The 18,887-nt window shown below is 71.7% G+C and carries 14 protein-coding genes; 11 read left to right on the top strand and 3 right to left on the bottom strand.

The features are described from left to right. Positions 1-37: 37 nt before the first annotated feature. A complete protein-coding gene (locus tag H4O13_04540) occupies positions 38-2,968 on the bottom strand; it encodes a hypothetical protein (protein MBE5314653.1) in 2,931 nt (976 codons plus the stop codon). Between the two features lie 182 nt (positions 2,969-3,150). Between H4O13_04540 and H4O13_04535 the strand changes: the two genes are divergently transcribed. The 3 genes from H4O13_04535 to H4O13_04525 are packed head-to-tail and all read left to right on the top strand — an operon-like array spanning position 3,151 to position 7,413. Beyond that, positions 3,151-3,687: an RNA polymerase sigma factor gene (locus H4O13_04535; GenBank protein MBE5314652.1), complete on the top strand. Its 537-nt coding sequence runs from the start codon at positions 3,151-3,153 to the stop codon at positions 3,685-3,687. A 4-nt stretch (positions 3,688-3,691) separates the two neighbouring features. Next, positions 3,692-4,339: a hypothetical protein gene (locus H4O13_04530; GenBank protein ID MBE5314651.1), complete on the top strand. Its 648-nt coding sequence runs from the start codon at positions 3,692-3,694 to the stop codon at positions 4,337-4,339. Beyond that, positions 4,336-7,413: a CHAT domain-containing protein gene (locus H4O13_04525; protein ID MBE5314650.1), complete on the top strand. Its 3,078-nt coding sequence runs from the start codon at positions 4,336-4,338 to the stop codon at positions 7,411-7,413. Before H4O13_04530 ends, H4O13_04525 begins: the two co-directional genes overlap by 4 nt. A gap of 214 nt (positions 7,414-7,627) precedes the next feature. Here H4O13_04525 and H4O13_04520 read toward each other — a convergent pair whose 3' ends face one another. Next, complete coding sequence (locus H4O13_04520; GenBank protein ID MBE5314649.1) at positions 7,628-8,266, bottom strand: hypothetical protein; 639 nt, start codon at positions 8,264-8,266, stop codon at positions 7,628-7,630. An 86-nt stretch (positions 8,267-8,352) separates the two neighbouring features. Further along, positions 8,353-11,040, bottom strand: coding sequence for a hypothetical protein (locus H4O13_04515; protein ID MBE5314648.1), 2,688 nt, complete (start codon positions 11,038-11,040; stop codon positions 8,353-8,355). A gap of 317 nt (positions 11,041-11,357) precedes the next feature. Here H4O13_04515 and H4O13_04510 point away from each other — a divergent pair, with 317 nt between their 5' ends. The 8 genes from H4O13_04510 to pstS all read left to right on the top strand — a co-directional run bounded on the left by H4O13_04510 (position 11,358) and on the right by pstS (position 18,883). After that, the gene (locus H4O13_04510) at positions 11,358-11,888 is read left to right on the top strand and encodes an SCO family protein (protein MBE5314647.1); all 531 of its coding nucleotides are present in this window, start codon (positions 11,358-11,360) and stop codon (positions 11,886-11,888) included. A 4-nt stretch (positions 11,889-11,892) separates the two neighbouring features. Continuing rightward, complete coding sequence (psd, locus tag H4O13_04505; protein ID MBE5314646.1) at positions 11,893-12,741, top strand: phosphatidylserine decarboxylase; 849 nt, start codon at positions 11,893-11,895, stop codon at positions 12,739-12,741. Between the two features lie 3 nt (positions 12,742-12,744). After that, entirely contained in the window at positions 12,745-14,274 is a 1,530-nt protein-coding gene (rsxC, locus tag H4O13_04500; GenBank protein ID MBE5314645.1) for an electron transport complex subunit RsxC, read from the top strand. Continuing rightward, positions 14,271-15,302, top strand: coding sequence for an RnfABCDGE type electron transport complex subunit D (locus H4O13_04495; protein ID MBE5314644.1), 1,032 nt, complete (start codon positions 14,271-14,273; stop codon positions 15,300-15,302). The genes rsxC and H4O13_04495 overlap by 4 nt, the downstream gene beginning before the upstream one ends. After that, complete coding sequence (rsxG, locus tag H4O13_04490; GenBank protein ID MBE5314643.1) at positions 15,299-15,961, top strand: electron transport complex subunit RsxG; 663 nt, start codon at positions 15,299-15,301, stop codon at positions 15,959-15,961. Before H4O13_04495 ends, rsxG begins: the two co-directional genes overlap by 4 nt. 103 nt (positions 15,962-16,064) lie before the next feature. After that, the gene (gene rsxE, locus H4O13_04485; protein ID MBE5314642.1) at positions 16,065-16,766 is read left to right on the top strand and encodes an electron transport complex subunit RsxE; all 702 of its coding nucleotides are present in this window, start codon (positions 16,065-16,067) and stop codon (positions 16,764-16,766) included. A gap of 198 nt (positions 16,767-16,964) precedes the next feature. Further along, on the top strand, positions 16,965-17,612 hold the full coding sequence (gene nth / locus H4O13_04480; protein MBE5314641.1) for an endonuclease III: 648 nt from the start codon (positions 16,965-16,967) through the stop codon (positions 17,610-17,612). Positions 17,613-17,773: 161 nt separating this feature from the next. Then, on the top strand, positions 17,774-18,883 hold the full coding sequence (gene pstS / locus H4O13_04475; GenBank protein MBE5314640.1) for a phosphate ABC transporter substrate-binding protein PstS: 1,110 nt from the start codon (positions 17,774-17,776) through the stop codon (positions 18,881-18,883). Positions 18,884-18,887: the final 4 nt, after the last annotated feature.

The following is an 18,887-nucleotide window of genomic DNA, read 5'->3' as shown; positions in this document are numbered from 1 at the left end:
CTTTGCGCCCCTCGGCCGGTTTCACGGGTTCCCTCTCTCATCGCGGCAGATCCTCGAAACCATCCATGAACAACGGCACCTCGGGCCCCGGCGTCAAACTGTCGAACCAGCTTGCAAAGTCGCGGCCAATGAAGCCGTTCATCTGGTTGAGCCGCACCAGTTCACTCTGCACCCGCTGACGCAGGGCGGGGCTACCGTCTTCGGCCCAGCCCAGCCAGACCTCACGCGCGGCAGTGACCATGCGCGTGTCCATGCGGTATTCGTGACCACGTCCTTCGACCAGAGCTTGCAGTCCGGGGAGAAAGTCATTGTAGGTGCGCATGCGCTGGTACATGCGCTGCGGGCTGCGCAGGGTCAGCGCGATGACCTCGGGCCCATGCAGGCGCCAGAGATCGAGGTAGTAGCGACCGGCTTCCGACTGAGCGAAGTGGTTGCGCAACCGATCGTTGAGCGGGGTCTCGCTACCGCGCGTCCCCAAGCCCCCGCCGTTTCGCTGGCACCACCCGTTTTCGCCTTCGCAGCCCCAGGGATTGCAGCGACAACACAAAATGCTCTGCCATAGCGCGGCGAACCGGTTACCCCGAGGATCCGCTTGCATATCCCGGATCGGCGAGTCGATCGGCGGCGGCGTCGATAAGCCCGTGCTGAAGAGTCGCGCCATGCGCAAGCCGCGCCCCTCCGACCCGGCGTCCCGCCACAGCAGGCGCTCGTCGCCGAGAGCCGAGTAGGCGAAGCGGCGCTGCTGCGGCGGATTGCAGGCAAGGCAGCCGCCCGAAGGCAGCGCGCCGAACCCCTCGACCACCGGTGAGGAGACGAGATCGTTGCGGGTGCGCACGCGCAGGTGTTCCTCTGCGTTCGGGCGGCGCTCGATCCACACCAGCCGCGCCTGCGAGCTCAAGCCGTCGCGAAAGCCGAGCTCAAGCTCGACGACCTCGGCGGACACCGTGAACAGGTCGTTGTTGACTTCGGTCCAGGCCTGCCCGCGCAGGGCGCTGCGCCGCAGCTGGGTGCCACCGGCCACCGCATGCGTCCACTGCAGCTGGGGCTCGGCGCGCAGGTCGATCGCAATGTCCGACACGGGGCTGGGCTGCAATGCACCGTCGACCGCGATTTCATCGCGCTCGAATCGCCAGGCGCCGCCCTCGCTGCGCAGGCGCACCACGCGCAGCGCGCCTTGGCCCGGATCGAAATAGCCGATGTAGACGAGGGTGTCGCCGGATTGCGGGTCATGCCAGGCCTCCGCGGACAGGCCGATGCCCGTCCCTGGCCCGAAGCTGCCGCCCGGATGATCGAGCAGCTGGGTCGCTCCGTCCGGAGTCCGGCTCCAGGCGCGAATGCGGCCCGAGACCAAACTGCGGAACAGCACGAGCCGGGCATTGTTCTGGAAATGGAAGGCGCGCGGATGCGCCGCCTCGCCCAGCGCCAGCGTCTGCCATTGGCCGGGCTGCTCGCGGGTCAGCAGATGCAGGCGGCTTGGCTGGGCCGGCGCATCCTCGAGATAGGCGAGCGTGCGCTGCACATCCGGCCCGGCGCCCAGCGACATGTCCGGCACGCGCACCACGCCGGCCAGATCGAGATCGACCGGCTGGCCGTCGCTCCAGCGGCGCAGCCACAGCACACCGTTGTCAACGAAGGCCACTTCGGGTTCGCCGCGCCCATCCGTGGTCATCGCGATGCCATTGCCGTCAGCGGGGGAACCGTCGAGCGACCCTGCGTCGAAGCTCTGCCAGCGGGGGCCAAAACGCACTTCATCGATATCACCCGTTTCCACACGCGTCTGCAGCACCCGCAGCTGCGCGCCGGTCGGCATCACCGCCAGCGCCTTGGGTCCGTTGGGCGCGTTGTTGGGCAGGTAGTTCTGACTGCTGATCGCGCCCGACACCCCTTGGCTCAGCAGATCCACCCGCGTGGTGCTGGCCTGCGCGTCGTAGCGGAAGCGCAGCACGTGCAGACGCCCATCGTTCTCCAGCGCCGCGGCGTCCACGTTCAAGCTGTCGAATCGGCCCGCCGGCAGCGCCAAGGTTTCGAGCACCGAGCGCGACTCGGTCGCGCCGGCGACGTCATAGCGCACCGCCAGCAGGCGCCGCACCGCCGCGCTGGCGGTGTTGGCGGGCGCCTCGGTGTAGACCAGGGCATGCGAACCACCGCCGGTTTGAGCCAGAGCAAGTGAGCCGATGGCGGTGCCGGTGAGGCCTTCACTGACCTGACTGAAGGACCACGCCCCCGCCGTCGAACGACGCGCGCGCTGCACGCGCTCGGGGTTCTGGCCCTCCGTGAAGAAAATGCGGGGCTGGCCGGACACATCGATCGCGAGACCGAGCCAGGGCCTGGGCGTGCTCGCCGAAGTCGCCTCGGACTGCCAGCCCGAGGCAGAGAGCTGCGCCAGCATCACCGCCCGTGTCTGCGCGTCGCGCCAGGCGATCTGCGGGCGTCCATCGGGCGCGATGGCCAGCGCCGGCGCATCCGCTGCCTGCGCGACTTCGCTCCGGGTCCACTGGCCCGAGACCTCGCGCACGGCATGCACGAGCACATCGTCGGCCACGCCCGCAAAGGAACTGCCCGCATCGACCCAGACCACGTGCGGACGCCTCTGCGCATCCACCGCCAGCGCCAGCGCCTTGCGACCATCGCTTGGCAGCGCCTGCAGCTCGGCGACGGTTTCCTTGTGCCAGGCCAGCAGACCGCGCCGCGCGTACACCAGCCGGTAAGGGCCTGCGGGCCGGCGCGTCTCATCGAGGTAGAGGGCATGCAGCTGGCCTCCGGGACCGAATTCGGCGGCCACCTGCAGGCCGAGCAGGCCGGCATCGGCCACCGGCTCGGGCACCCAGGACACAGGCGCGACGGGTGGTTCTGCCGCTCGCAGGAAGGGTGACAGGACCAGGCCGATCGACAGCGCCCAGAGCGCGGCGAGGGCGGCCCCTGCGGAAGGCGCCGACGTGCAGGCGGATTTCAAGCGTGAACTGGACATGCGGAGCGTGGCCTCGAGGTCTGCGTGCGTGCCACAACAGACGCAGCCGCCATCGGGGTTTTCTCACCGCCGTGGCGCGACCGAGGGCGTCGGCCGGCGAGCCGCCCGCTCGCTTGCACTGCAATGCGAGGGCCACCGCAGTGGCTGGCGCGTCCACCACCGGATTGGGCAGACTCGGCGCTATGCCTGCCCTGCCCTCCTCCATCGAGCGCGCGCTTGCGGCCGCCGAGCCGAGGCTGCGCGCGCTGTTCCAGCGACACGCCGCGCGCGAGCCCGGGCTCGACGTCGACGAACTGGTGCAGGAGGCGCGGATCCGCCTGTGGAAGGCGCTGGACGGCGAGAAAAACATCGACTCGCTTGCGTCCTATCTGCAGAAGATCGTGACGTCGGTGTTCATCGACGCGCTGCGCCGACGCGCCGCGCGGCCGGAGGACAGCGCCGAGCCCGAGCTGGAGCAATCCCCTGCGCCCACATCGGAGGCGCCGGAACACGCGGCAGCCCAGGCCGAACGGGCGCAGCGCCTGCGTCAGGCGCTGGCGGCCCTTCCCGAACGTCGACGCCAGCCCACCCTGCTCCTGCTGCAGGGGTTTTCCACCGTGGAGATTTCGCGCCTCATGCAGATCACCGAAGCCACCGCGCGCAACCTGGCCTACCGTGGCGTCGAGGATCTCAAGATCCAGCTGGCGGCTGCGGCCGACGAGGCCCTGCGCGATGACTGAGGCCATGCCCGAGCTTCCCGCCGAAGCCGCCGCGCTGCTCAGCGCCCGCGGCGCACACGCCTGCCTCGACTCGGAAACGCTGGTCGCCCTGGCCCGGGGCGAGCTCGATGCCGCGCGCCGGGACGAGGCGCTGGCCGAGGTCGCCCGCTGCGGCGACTGCGCGCGCGCGCTGCAGTTCGCGATCGACGCCGAATCGCTGGCGGAGTCGCTGGCGGCATCGCTTAAGCCGCTGGCCGGCAGCGCGGCCGAAGCGAATGCGCCCGTGCACACCCGCATCGTTCGACGCACACGCGGGCTGCGCGGCTTGGCCATGGCCGCAAGTCTGCTCGTCTCCGTGGGGCTGGGCCTCGTCATCCTGCGTCCACCTGCCGAAGACGTGCTGCGCGGCCAGCCGGGTGAGGCCTTGCAGCCGCTGGACGGCGCGCGCCTGTCCGCGGCCCCGGCCCAGCTGGCCTGGCGCTGCGATTCGCCGCAGCCCGTGCGTGTCGAGCTTCGCGACGAAGGCGCTGCCTTGATCTGGCAGGGCTACAGCGAGACCTGCAGCATCGATCTGCCGTCCGCGCCGACGCTCGGAACCGGCACCTGGCTGTGGCAGGTGCGCACGCCCGACGGCCGGCTGGTGGCGGGGCCCTTCCAGCTGCACATCGAATGAAGCGCCCGGCGCGCCGCCTGCTTTGGCTTGCGCTCGCACTGAGCGGGGTCTGCCATGCGGACCGCATCGTCATCGAGCTGCCGCCGGGGGCGCTGCCCCCTGGCATCGACCTTGCGCGAGGCGATCGCCTGCAGCTCGCGGACGGCAGTGAATCCCTCGACGCACTGCTGCGCGCATCCGCCGAGGCCGCGAACGTCGCAGTCCCGCTGACCCGCCTTCGCGACGGCGAGAGCGCCACGCTGCCGGCCGCTGCGCTCACGCCCGGGCTGATCACTCTGCCTGTCAGCGCGCTGCAGCACGCCTCGCTGGACGCGCTGCTGGGCGAGGGCCCGGCGGCCGAAGCCGCGCTCTCCGAACTGGTCGCTGCCACGACCAGTGAGGCAGTGCGCGCTGAAGCGCTGGCACTGAAAGCGCGTCACGCGCTGAAGTCGCAGCGTTTTGCCGACGCACAGGCCGATCTGCAGCAGGCGCTGGCAGCCGCGCCCGCCCTGGCAGGGCCGCTGCTGCAGACCCATCTGCAGCAGTTCGAGCGCTGGCCGGACCGGCAGATCGCCCGCGCGTTCGCTGAGCGTCTGCTGGCAGCGCAGGCCGGGGCGCCGCCGGCGCTGCGCGCGCAGGCCCTGCTGCTGCGGGCGCGGGTGCGCGCGGCGCTGCGCGATCACCCCGGGGCTGAAGCGGACCTTGCCGAGTTGCGGGCGCTGGCGCCGTCGGCGCGCCTCATCGCGCAGGCGCAGAGCCTGTCCGGCCTGATCGCGCTGCGGCAGGGCCAGCGCGCGGAGGCGCGGCGTCTGCTCGAGGGCGCCGAAGCCACGCTGCTGAGCGTGGCCGCCGACACCGCGGACTGGGCCGAAGCCCACCTGCGCCGCCTGACCCTGGACGGCATCGAAGGGCGGCCCGAAGCGCTGCCGGGGTTCGAGCAGCTGATCGCCGCGCTGGAGCGCCGCGCGCCCGGCAGCAGCCTGCTGGGCGGGGCGGCCTTCAATGCCCACCTGATCGCCTTCACCCGGCGCGACTACGCCCGCGCCGAAGCCTTCGCACGCACGTCCGAGCGGGCCTTGACCGCGTCCGCGCCCGGCACGCTCGCCCTGCAGCAGGCACAGACCGGGCTCGGCGAAGTGCTGCTGCGCCGGGGCGCCAGCGCGGAAGCCCTGGCGGTGTTCGAGGCGGCCCTGCGCACCGCCGAGGCCATTGACGCCACCAGCTATGAGGCCCTGAGCACCCGTCTGCAGCGGGCCCTCGCCAAGGAGCGGCTGGGCCTGCCGGCGGCCGCCATCGAGGACGCCGACACAGTGCTGACTCGCTACGCCGCCCTGCCCGACGCGCACCCGCTGCGCTCGACCCAGCTGGAGGCGGATGCCCGCCTGTTCCGCAGCGGCAGCCTGCGCCTCGTGGGGCGGCTGGACGACGCCCGCAGCGATGCCGCGCGGGCGCTGGAATTCCGGCTCCAGCGCGGCAACGCCCTGGCCATCGCCGAGGCCCGCGTGGCGCTGGCCGAAGCGGAGCGTGCCGCTGGTCGCCCCTTGGCCGCGGCGCGCGAGGCGGACGCGGTCCTCGCGCTCTATCGCGAGGCCCAGGTCGACGGTCAAGCGCTGGCAATCGCCCAGCTGCTGCGCGCCCGCCTGCACGCCGCCGCGGGCGAGCGCGACGCGGCGCTGTCCGCCTACGCCCAGGCGCAGCAAGCGCTTGAAGCCCACCGGGCGCGGGTGGGCGGCGACGAAGACGTCCGCGCCCGCTGGGCGGCCCAGTACCGCGCAATCTATGTCGAACCCCTGCTGCTGCACGTGCAGCAGGGCGAGGCCGGGGCGGCGCTGGAAGCCGAGCGGCGCTATCGGCAGGCGGCGCTGCGGCGGTTCGCGCAGACACCCGCCGCAGAAGCGCCCACGCCTGCCGCGTCGGCACCCGGCCCGCGGCCGGCGGATCGACTTGCCCCCGAGCAGGCCCTGCTGTCCTTCGTGGTCGCCGACACCGGCGTGGTCGCCTGGGTGCATCGGGCCGGGCACGCTGCACCTTCGCTGCAGTTCATTCCCATCGCGCGCGGCGCGCTTGCGGAACGCATCGAAGCGCTGCGCGTGCTGGCCTCGCGCGGCGATCTCGGCGCAGCCGGACTGCGCGCCTTCGTCGCCCAGTCGCACGCCCTGTATCGCGACCTGCTGGCCCCGCTGCAGCCGGCGCTGCAGGGCAGCACGCGCTGGCTGATCAGCCCTGACGATGTGCTGCGCTCGCTGCCGTGGGCGGCGCTTGCCACTGCGGACGCCACAGAGCCCACGTGGCTGATCGAGCGGGTCAGCCTGTCGCAGACGGTTTCGCCCGAAGCCTACGCACTCGCGCATGCGGAGGTGGAGAAAACCTCCGATGGGGACGCCGTCATCGGCCTGGCGGCGAGCCTGGGGGGCACGGTGCGTGCCGCTGGCTCGACGCCGCCGCCTGTGCTGCCGGGCGCACGCGATGAAGTGCTGGCGCTGGCGGATCTGTACGGCGCCCGCGCGACCCTGCTACTGGACCAGCGCGCCACCGAGGCGGAACTGCGTCGCGCCCTGCAGCAGCAGGCCGTCAACACCCTGCATCTGGCGGTGCACGGCGAACGCGTGGCGCATGACCCGATGGCCTCGTACCTGCAGCTGGCAATCCCCGCAGGGGCGTCTGCGCCCAGCACGGACGACGGCGCGCTCAGCGCACGCGAGATCGCCGCCGAGCTGCGCTTGGGCGGGGGCCTGGTGGTCTTGAGCGCCTGCGACAGCGCCTTGGGCGGCGACGCCGGCGGCGAGGGGCTGCTGGGCCTGATGCGCGCCTTTCATGCCGCAGGCGCCGAGGAGGTGATGGGCACGCTCTGGCGAGTCGCCGACCGCCCCACCGCGCAGCTGATGCGGCACTTCCACGAGCGACGCCTGCACGGCGATTCCAGCGAAGAGGCCATGGCCCAGGCGCAGCGCGCGTGGCTGCAGCGCGCGCGCCAGGCAGGCTGGATGGAGTCGCTCGCGCGCTGGCTCGGCTTCGCCTCGGCCCTGCCCGAGCAGGCCGGACAGCCCTTCTACTGGGCCGGCTTCGCACTCGAATCACGCGCTCACGCGCGCTGACGCGGCGGCAGACTCGCGCGATGCGCTCTCGACGCTTCGGTGCCACGCGTTCCGGCGCCAGTGCAGCCGATGACAGCACCCGCGCCGCCACGCGCGGCCTTGCGTGGCGGCGCGGCGCATGGCTCGTCGCAGCTGAAGCCTGCTGACGCCGTCGCGCCGCCGCCACGAGCGAGCAGCGGCGGCCCCGGCCGGCGGATGGCTGTTGCGCCGGCGCTCAGTCGCCAATGTGGTAGTCGAACGAACGGTCGCCGACCTTGCCGTGGTAGGACAGCGAGCCGTCGGACCCCAGCCACAGCGAGCTGCCGTCACCGGACTTCCGGTACAGGCTGTCGCCGCCGCTTTGGCGCGCGAGCGCGTACACGTTGAACAGGGCGGGGCCGCCCTCGGCGCCCGCGTTGCCGTACGCATCCACCCACCAGCGGCCCGGCTGCGCGGCGATGCCGATCGACGCGAAGGCCTGCACGTCGCTCTGCGCAAGCTCGCGACCGTTGATGAAGATGCCGGTGTTGCCGTTGGAGGCATCGGCCCTGAGCGCGCCGCCGAGCGGGAGACCCGGCGGGATGAAACCCGCCGTGCCCTGTCCGCTGAGCCCCCACGCGCCGGTGGCGCGGTCATACCAGTAGCGCCCCGCGGCTGGGCGATAGCCGAACTGCTGCTGAAAGCTCACCAGCACCGTCTCCGGCAGAACCACGTCGTTCACCCAGACCTCGGACAGCGTGCGTGACCACGCCACGGTGCACAGCAGCAGACCCAGCAAGAGTGCGCAGCCGCGCTGCGCTCGTGATGGGGAACGCGAGGCGGCGCCCTGCAGGGCGCCGAGCGGGTTCGCTTTGCGGTAGGCGGGAACGGGCATGGGACACTCCTTCGGGGCTCGGGGTTGAAGGCCGGCAGCGCAACGCGCCGCCGACGGTGCTTGCCCGTGGGACGGGCGGAATCGACTCACGGGTTCGAGCGCGCGCGCAGGGCGGGCGCGGCGGTGGCAAGCGCGGACTCGAAGCCGCTGGCGAACAGCGGAGGCGGGGGCCGCGGCGGCTGCAGGGCGGCGATGGCCGCCGGCAGACGGGTCAGCAGCAGACCGGTCTCCTTGCCGAGCACCTGCGGGCGCGCTGCCAGTGCATCGAGGCTGTGCACGACCAGGGACTGCGCCAGCGCATGCAGGGCGGGATCGCCGGAGAGGGGCGCCGCGCGCGCCAGCGCTGCGCTCAGGAAGGCCTTGCCGGTGGGATACAGGCAGTCGTCCAGACACGGCTGCGGCATCGATGCCGGATGCCAGAACGGTGCAAGGCTGCGCAGCTGGCCGCCGATGCGGGCACCGGTCCACTCGAACGCGATCGCGTTGGGCCAGACGCCAGAGGCGCTGCCATCGCCACCGGGCGCCACGCGCGATGCCAGCGCGAGCGTGCGCCCCCAGGCCTCGATCACCTGCTCGGGCATCAGCGCAGGCTGACCCAAGCCGACTCCCGGCGCGGACGTGGCGAAGCGCGCGAGCTGTTCAAAGTCATAGCCAGAGGCCATCCACAGCTGCGCACTGCTGTAGCGGCCGGGCGCGAGGATCGACAGCCCCGCACCGACGCCCGAGGGCGCGAGCACGCCGAGCGTGTCCCCGCGCGGGTCAAGGCCCTGCGCGTAGTGCAGGCTCAGCCAGCGCGCGAGGCCGCCGCGCCAGTCGTCGAGAAAGCTCGGGTCCACGCTCTGACCGAGTACGCGGAACACTTCGTACCACTGGCTGGCGGCGCGATCGCTGAGCTGGACCCAGGCATCCGTGCCAGGCTCGCTCGGCCCGCACATCGGCCCAGGCGAAGACCCGAAGCGCGCGGGGCACAGATAGCCGCGCATGCGGCGGGCACCCTGCAGCAGGCGCTCGGGCACCCAGGGGTCGGCGCTCAGGAAGTAATAGAGCAGCAGGTTCTCGAAGTAGGCGTGCGAGCTGTTGAAGTGCGCGCGGTAGCCACCGCCCCCCGAGGGCGCCTGCCCGCAGTAGAACCACGGGTCATCCGGGGCGCACTGCAGGATCTGGGTATGCAGCATCCGCCGTGCCGCCGGCACGGCAAAGGTTCGCCAGCGCTCCGGATTCCCGGCCCGGAACGCCGCCAGCGCAGGGACGATGGCGACGTTGTGGTAGTCGGTCCAGCTGGCGCACCAGTAGCTGTCGTCCCAGGCCTCCGCAGGCGTCGGGTCGGCGCCGCCGCAAGCGATCGGCGGATCGGCCGGCGTGCCCCAGTAGCCCGGCCACAGGCCATGCGTCATCAGCCCGTGCAGGCCCTCGGCCTCGACCCGCGCCAGGGTGTGGTCAAGGACGGCATCGACGGCGGCATCGAAGCCCGAGAAGGCAGGCGGCAGCGCGCCGAGTGGAAACTCCGGCACCGCGCCCGAAGCGGCGAACTGCGCGGCCGAAGGCCACAGCAGCACAGGCTCGGACAGCGCAGCGGATACGCGCGCGCCGAGCGCGGCCTCCTGCACTGCGGCGGCCGCCCCGGCGCCGGGCAACACCGCCACCGCCACCTGCGCATGCAGGCCCTGGCGGTTGCCCAGCCACACGCCCGGCGCGGCGACCCAGTCGAGACGCAGCTCGCCCGCGGATGGATCGAACTGCAGGCCCTGCGGCTCGTTGAGGTCGATGCGCTCGATGCCAGCGCCCAGCGAAGCCTGCGCGAAAACCACCGCCATGGCCGCCGCATCGGCCGCCGTGCCGCTCTGCACCTCGCTGCCGTCCACGCTGAGCGCGAAGCGCTTCGGCTGCAGGCGCTGCTCGCGCCGCCGCTGCAGCAGCCGGGTGGCCTGGTCCGCGCGACTCGAATGCACCGCGTCACCCCGTCTGGCCTGGGTCAGCACGCGCTGCGCGGCGGGCTCGACGACCAGCCCCTCGTGCGCCGCCAGCACACGCAGTCCGTTCACGCCCGCACTGCAGGCCAGTTCATCCGCCCGCCCGCACAGGCTGCCCTCCCAGGCCAGCGCGAGGTTGACGCGCGCGGTGGGCGAGCCGGCCTCGAAGCGGTAGTGGCGGCGCAGCACGAGTGCGCCGCCCCCTTGGGGCGGCACGGCCAGCCGCTGTTCGGTCAGCAGCGAAACCGCCAGCGGCCCGGCGCTCTCGATGCGGGCGAAGCGCAGCGACTGCGGCGAATAGCGGCCTGCCGGGGCCGCAAGTTCGATCGCGCTGGGTCGACCGCGCGCCAGCACTTCACCCTGCGCGCTGCGCACCTCGCTGAACAGCGCTGCCTGCGCCGGATCGACCAGGAACTCAGCCGCACCGGTGCTGACCAGATAGGCGCCGCCCTGCTCGACGACGCGCAGGCGCTGCGTAGGCGGCGGCGACTCCCCCGGCGTGGCCCGGCGTCGCAGCCACAGCCGCTGGGCGCCGCGCGGCTCGGCCTGCACGTGCAGCCACTGGATCGGTGCGGTCGAATCGGTGCGCCCGGCCATCCAGCGTGCCAGCACGCGCGCCTGCATCGGCACGGCGACGCCGGCGGCGTCGACGAGTTCGAGTTCGCCCGGCTCGAACACCTGCTGCGCACGCGCAAGCGGCACGCCGCCGCTGCCCAGCGCCGCCATGCCAGGCTCAGGAACACCGCCGTGCACCTGGATCTCGATCGGCCAAGCCGCGCCCGGGCCTGGCCACGCGACCGCCACGGCCAGCGCGCATCCACCGATCCACCGCCACCGCCTTGCCGGCATTGCTCTGTCTCCACGGGGCCCAGCTTCCCGTTTGCAGAGTGAAGACGGATGAGGGGCGAGAGTTCTCTCACCCGAACACGCTGCGCGGTCAGCGCCAAAGGGCTCCTACCCACCGCCGCCGTATACTTCGCCGCCATGGATACCCCCTCTCCCGCCCCGCCCCCGCCAGCAGCGGCAAGCTGCCCGTCATCGCCGTGCTGATCGCCGCGCTCGCCGCCGGCGTCGGCCTCTACGCTGGCCAGCGCTTCTTCGCGCCGGCCGACCTGCCGCCGATGCAGAACAGCCTGCTGTATCCGCAGTTCAAGCAGATCCCGGACTTCAGCCTGACCGCCGAGGACGGCCGCGCCTTCACCCAGGCTGACTTGAAGGGCCGCTGGAGCCTCGTGTTCGTCGGCTTCACGCATTGCCCGGACATCTGCCCCATGACCCTTGCCGACCTGGCCAAGGCGCGCAAGGCGATGGAGGACCTGCCCGAGATCGACCGCCCGCAGATCGTTTTCGTCAGCGTCGACCCCGAGCGCGACAGCCCCAAGCTGGCCGGCGACTACGCCAAGTACTTCGACGCGACCGCGCGCGGCGTCACCGGCGACCACAGCGCCCTGCAGCCCTTCACCCGCAGCCTCGGCATGGTCTACATGCAGAGCCCGCAGGACGGCGGCGGCTACACGGTCGACCACAGCGCTTCGGTGGCGATCATCAACCCCGAGGGTCTGCAGGTCGGCCTGGTGCGGCCGCCGCTCGATCCCGCCAAGATCGCCGCCGACCTGCGCGCGCTGGCCGCCCACCGCGTCGCGGAGAGCTGAGCGGATGTCACCCTCGCTGCTGCTGCAGTACCTGCTGCCCCATCGCTTTCTGTCGCGTCTGGTGATGTGGGCGACTCGCCTGCGCGTGCGCGCCTGGAAGAACTTTCTGATCCGCCAGATCAGCACGCGCTTCGCGGTCAACTGGGAAGAGGCCGAGTCGTCCAGGCTCGACGACTACCCGCATTTCAACGCCTTCTTCACCCGCCGCCTGAAAGACGGCGCGCGCCAGCCCGATCCCGCCGCCGACACTCTGCTGATGCCCGCCGACGGCCGCATCAGCCAGCTCGGCCGGATCGAGCGTGGGCGCATCTTCCAGGCCAAGGGCCAGAGCTTCACCGCGGCCGAATTGCTCGGCAGCGACGAGGCCGCAGCCCCGTTCGCCGACGGCTGGTTCATCACCGTCTACCTGTCGCCGCGCGATTACCACCGGGCGCACATGCCGTGGGCCGGGCGACTGATCGAGACCGTCCACATCCCCGGCCGTCTGTTCAGCGTCGCGCCCTTCGCGGTGGCCGGCATCCCGCGCCTGTTCGCCCGCAACGAGCGCCTGGTCTGCCGCTTCGAGACCGATCGCGGGCCGATGGCAGTGGTGATGGTCGGCGCCATGCTGGTCTCGGGCGTGGAAACCGTCTGGGGCGGGGTCGAGATTCCGCCCTACGGCTCGGGCATCGTCCGCCGCGACCTGCGCGCGAAGAACATCACGCTGGAGCGCTTCGCCGAAATGGCGCGCTTCAACATGGGCTCGACGGTGATCGTCTGCCTGCCCAAGCAGGGCTTTGAACTCGACGACGGCCTGTTCCCCGAGAACCCCGTGCGGGTCGGCCAGCGGCTGGGCTGGGCGCGCGACGCCTGAGCCATGGCGCAGCTCTACCGCTTCCACGGTGGGCTGCCGCTGGACGGCCGCAAGGGCCGGCTGCCGATCGAGCCGATCCGAACAGCCCCCTTGGCTGCGCTGCTCTGCCTGCCGCTGCGCATGCATGCGCGCGGCCGGCTTGCGCCCTGCGTGGTGCCCGGCCAGCGCGTGCGCCGCTTCGAGGTGCTGGCGCGGCCCGAGGACAGCGGCGGCGCCTGCCTGAACGCGCCTGCCGCCGGAGTGATCGAAGCGCTCGAAGCGCGCGGACTGCCGCATGCGCCGGGCGAGGTCGACCTCGCGATCCTGCTGCGCGTGGACAGCGACAGCCCGCTCGACGCCCTGCCCTTCGCCGCCATCGAAGACTGGCCCGAGCGCAGCCCGGACGAACTGCGCGCACGCCTCGTCGAAGCGGGCGTGGCCGGTCTGGGCGGCGCGGTGTTTCCGACCGCCGACAAGCTCCTGCAGCCTTGCGACACGCTGATCTTGAACGGCGCCGAGTGCGAGCCCTGGATCGCCTGCGACGAACGCCTGCTCGCCGAGCGCGCGGAAGACGTGCTGCGCGGCGGCCTGCTGCTGCGTCATGTGCTCGGCGCGCAGCGCGTGCGGGTCGCCATCGAGGACAGCATGACGGCAGCGCGCGAGGCCCTTGTCGCGGCCCTGGCGATGGTCAACGAGGGCGTGCTGGAGCTGGTCGAAGTGCCGACCCGCTACCCGCAGGGCGGCGAGCGCCAGCTGATCGAAGTGCTGACCGGCCGCGAGGTGCCGCAGGACGGGCTGCCGCAGGACCTCGGCATCGTCGTCCACAACGTCGGCACGGCCGCGGCCGCCTGGCGCGCGGTGGTGCACGGTGAAGCGCTGGTCGAGCGCATCGTCAGCGTGACCGGCCCCGGCGTGGTCGAGCCTGCCAACTGGCGGGTGGCGCTCGGAACACCCGTTGCCGATGTGATCGCGGCCAGCGGCGGCTACACCGACCGCGCGCAGCGGCTGGTGATGGGCGGCGGGATGATGGGCGTGAGCCTGCCCGACGACGGCTTTCCCATCGTCAAGGCCAGCACCTGCGTGCTGGTGCTGGATGCGGCCAGCGCACGACCGGTCGAGAGCGCTCTGGCCTGCATCCGCTGCGGCGACTGCGCCGAGGTCTGCCCGCCGCGCCTGCTGCCGCAGCTGCTGCATGAGAGTCTGCGTTCGGATGAGATCGAGGACGCCGCGGGGCTCGCGCTTGAGGCCTGCATCGAATGCGGGCTCTGCGACCTTGCCTGTCCTTCGCACATCCCCTTGGTGCAGGGCTTCCGCGAGGGCAAGACGCGGCTGCGTGTGGCCCGTGGCAAGGCCCTCGACGCCAAGGAAGCACGCGAGCGCTACGAAGCCCGCGCACTCAGGCTCGAGCGCGAGAAGGAGGCCCTGGCCGCGCGCCGCGCCGAGACCGGCAAGCAGGCCGCCAGTCGCGCGGCGATCGCGACGGCCATCGCCAAGGCCAAGGCGCGCACTGCGCTCGAGCCGGGCGAATCCGCGCGCGAGGACGAAGCGCCATGAGAACCTTCGAGACCGCACCCGCGCCGCACCTGCCGCCGCGCGCCAGCGTGCGCGCGCTAATGCTGGAGGTGCTGGCCGCGCTCGTCCCCGGCGTGCTGGCCTACGTCTACTTCTTCGGCCCCGGCCTGTTGGTGCAGATGGCCCTGGCCGTGCTCTTCGCGCTGTTCGTTGAAGCGCTGTGCCTGAGGCTGCGCGGGCGCAGGCTGATGCCCTCGCTGGGTGACGGCAGCGCCGTGCTGGCGGCCGTGCTGTTCGCGCTCTGCCTGCCGCCGCTGGCGCCGTGGTGGGTGTCGGCGCTGGGCATGGCGGTCGGCATTGGCCTGGCCAAGCACGCCTACGGCGGCTTGGGCTACAACCTGTTCAATCCGGCCATGGTCGGCTATGCGGTGGTGCTGGTCAGCTTTCCGCTGGAGCTGAGCCAGTGGCTGGCGCCGCGCGGCCTGGGCAGCGAAGCGCCGGGCCTCATCGAAAGCCTTCGCATCATTCTCACCGGCGCCGCCCCCAGCACAGGCTGGGACGCGATCAGCATGGCCACGCCGCTGGACACCGTGCGCCAGCTCACCGCCCAGGGCCAGACGCTCGTCGAGATCCGCAGCGATCCGCGCTTCGGCGACTTCGGTGGCCGCGGCTGGGAGTGGGTCGCCAACTTCTTCGCACTCGGCGGCCTGTGGCTGCTGATCCGCCGCAAGATCCCCTGGCAGACGCCAGTGGCGACGCTGGGCAGCGTGATCCTGCTCAGCCTGCCGTTCTGGGCGATGGAGCCCGACGTGCATCCGTTTCCGCTGCAGCACGTGTTCTCGGGCGCGCTGGTGCTGGCGGCCTTTTTCGTCGTCACCGACCCGGTCTCGGGCTGCAGCACCCCGCGCGGGCGGCTGATCTTCGGCGCCGGCGTGGGCGTGCTGACGCTTGCCATCCGCCGCTGGGGCAGCTATCCGGATGCGATCGCATTCGCCGTGCTGCTGATGAACTGCGCCGCGCCCTTCATCGACCGCTACACCCGGCCGCGGGTGTACGGAGCACCTCGATGAACCCGGCCGGCCTGCGCCGCGCGGCCCTGCTGCTGGGCGCCTGCGCGCTGATCGCGATTGGCGCGCTCACCGTGGTCGAGCGCCTGACCCGCGAGCGCATCGAAGAAGCCCGCGCCGCCGCCGAGCGTGCTGCGCTGGCGGCGGTGCTGCCGCCCGCCCGCTACAACAACGATCCGCTCCAGGATTCGGTGCTGGTGCGTGCTCCGCAGTGGCTGGGTCGCGACACGCCGGTGCGGATCTGGCGCGGCCGCCTTGGCGAGGCGCCCAGCGCGCTGGCGATGGAAACCACCGCCCCCGAAGGCTATAGCGGTGCCATCGAACTGCTGCTGGGCGTGGACACCGCGGGTACGGTGATTGCCGCGCGCGTCACCCGCCACGCCGAGACGCCGGGCCTGGGCGACCCGATCGAACGCGAGCGCAGCGACTGGATCGAGGGCTTCAACGGCCGCGGCCTCGCCGACACGCCGCAGCAGCGCTGGACCGTGCGCCGCGAGGGCGGCGACTTCGACAGCTTCAGCGGCGCCACCATCACGCCGCGCGCGGTCGCCCGCGGCCTTGGCCGCACGCTCGCCTTTCTGCAGCGCCACGGCGAGGCGATCTGGGCGGCCGAGCCAGGCGCACGCCTCCACTTCGAGGACGCCCCCGATGCGCCCGACTGAAGCCGGACAGGCCGCAGCCGCCGCCACATCGATCGCAGCGGCGGGCGCGGCGTCCGCGGCCGGCGCTTCCGCACAGGCCGCAGCCGCCACTGCGCCGTCTGCGATGGCAGGCGCCGAGCCTGCTGCTCCTTCCGGCTTCACCCTGCCCGATCGCGCCGAGGTCTCCGCCACGCTCGAAGCGGGTCTGTGGAGCCAGAACGTCGGCCTCGTGCAGTTACTCGGCCTGTGCCCGCTGCTGGCGGTCAGCAGTACGGCGGTCAACGCGCTGGGCCTCGGCCTCGCCACGCTGCTGGCGCTGACCGCGACCAATACGGCGATCGCGATGATCCGTCGGCTCACGAGCGCCGAAGTGCGCATCCCGGCCTTCGTCATGGTCATCGCCGCGGTGGTGACCTCGATCGAGCTGGCCATGCATGCCTTCCTGCCGGCCCTGCATGCGGTGCTGGGCATCTTCCTGCCGCTGATCGTCACCAACTGCGCCATCCTCGGCCGCGCCGAGGCGTTCGCCAGCCGCACCGATCCCGCCCGCGCCGCCCTCGACGGCTTCGCCATGGGGCTCGGGTTTCTGGGCGTGCTGCTGCTGCTCGGCCTGCTGCGCGAAGGGATCGGACAGGGCAGCCTGTTCGCCGACGCCGGCCGCCTGCTCGGCCTGTCTTGGCTGGAGTTCGAGTTCAGCGCACACCGCTTCCTGATCGCCGCACTCCCACCCGGCGCCTTCGTCCTGCTCGGCCTGCTGATCGCTGCCCGCCAGGCCTGGCTCAAGCGACGAACGCGGCCGCTCTCACCGCCAGTCCACCGCACATAGGGTGGGCCCTGGCCCACCCTGAGCTCCCACACTCGCCCCACTCCTCGACCGCCCATGACTCTGCGCCCCAAGAGCACGAAGCGCCGCGCAACAGCCGCGAAGAAAATCACGACCGGCCCCAGCAGGACCCGAGTGGCGAAGATGCCAGCAAAGAAGCCCGCCCTTCCCAAGACCGCCGAGACCCCGCCCAGCCGCCCGATGGCGCCCGCTGCACGCTTCGAGTTCTTCCGCCGCCTGCGCGAACTGAACCCCGAGCCGAAGACCGAGCTTGAATACAGCACCGCGTTCGAACTGCTGATCGCGGTGCTGCTCTCGGCCCAGGCCACCGACGTCAGCGTCAACAAAGCCACCCGCAAACTCTTCGCAATCGCCAACACGCCCCAAGCCATGCTGGATCTGGGCGAAGAGGGCCTGCGCCAGCAGATCTCGACGATTGGCCTGTACCAAGCCAAGGCCGCCAATACGATCGCCACCTGCCGTCTTCTGCTGGAACGCCACGGCGGCGAGGTGCCCGGCGAACGCGAGGCTCTGGAACAGCTCCCGGGCGTGGGCCGCAAGACCGCCAACGTGGTGTTGAACACCTGGTTCCGGCAGCCGGCGATGGCCGTCGACACCCACATCTTCCGCGTCGCCAACCGTACCGGCCTCGCTCCGGGCAAGGATGTGCGAGCGGTCGAGGACGCGCTGTTGAAGCGGGTGCCCACGGAATTCCTCATGGATGCCCATCACTGGCTTATCCTTCACGGCCGCTACGTGTGCAGAGCGCAGAAGCCCGACTGCGGGCGCTGCGTGGTCCGGGATCTGTGTCGTTTCCGCCACAAGGAGGCGCTGTCAGGCGGCGAGTGATTCCCGCTCGGGGTCGACCGGTCGCGATCCTTGCCGGCTGGGCGCACACTGCGCGGCCGGCGGCAGGTTGACCGGCCTCACGCCTTCCCGGATGGTCGCTTGTCATACAGCTGTCACGAAAATGCAGCATTTTTCCCCCACCCCTTGAACGAGCCCCGCCCATGCGCCACGCCCTGCCCCGCCTGCTCAGCCTGTCCCTCGCCGCCGCCCTGCTCACTGCCTGCGGTGGCTCCGAGCAGCCCGCCTCCAGCGCAGCCGCACCGACCGCCAGCGAAGCCCCGGCAGCGCCGGCAGCCCAGGCGCAGCAGATCACCGGCGCCGGCTCGACCTTCGTATTCCCCGTGCTGTCGCGCTGGTCGGCCGAGCACAACCGCCTGACCGGCGCGCAAGTCAACTACCAGTCGATCGGCTCGGGCGGCGGCATCGCCCAGGTCAAGGCCGGCACGGTCGACTTCGGCGCCAGCGACAAGCCCCTGGCCACCGCCGAACTCACCGAGTCGAACCTGGTGCAGTTCCCGGTGGTGATCGGCGGCGTGGTGCCGGTGGTCAACCTCGAAGGCGTGCAGCCGGGCCAGATCAAGTTCACCGGCGCCCTGCTGGCCGACATCTACCTGGGCACGGTCACCCATTGGAACGACCCGCGCATCGCCGAGATCAACCCCGAGCTGAGCCTGCCGGAGGCCGAGATCCAGGTCGTCTACCGCAGCGACGGCTCGGGCACCACCTACAACTTCAGCAGCTTCCTCAACAAGGTCAGCCCGGACTGGGCGGCCAAGGTCGGTGAGGGCACCGCGCTGTCCTGGCCGAAGGGCGTGGGCGGCCGCGGCAACGAGGGCGTCGCCGCCTTCATCCAGCAGCTGCCGAACTCGATCGGCTACGTCGAGCTGAGCTACGCCCTGCAGACGGGCGGCGTGTACGGCAGCGTGCAGAACGCCGCCGGCCAGTTCGTGAAGCCCAACGCCGAGAGCTTCCAGGCCGCCGCCGCCAGCGCCGACTGGGCCAATGCCCAGGACTTCAACCTGGTGATCACCAATGCTCCGGGCGAGGCCGCGTGGCCGATCGCCGCCTCGGTGTTCGTGCTGATGCCGAAGAACGCCAAGCCGGAAGCGCGCAAGGGCGTACTCGACTTCTTCGGCTGGGTGCTGGACAACGGCCAGCCGATGGCGACCGAGCTGGACTACGTGCCGCTGCCGCAGCCGCTGGCCGAGCAGGTCAAGGCCTACTGGAAGGCACAGTTCCCGGCCAGCGAAGCCCCGGCCAACCAAGGCTGATACA

The organism is Lysobacterales bacterium (assembly GCA_014946745.1).
Classification (GTDB): domain Bacteria; phylum Pseudomonadota; class Gammaproteobacteria; order Xanthomonadales; family Xanthomonadaceae; genus Aquimonas.
The sequence above is the reverse complement of the archived record's forward strand: the minus strand, read 5'-3'. Positions and strand labels throughout refer to the sequence as shown.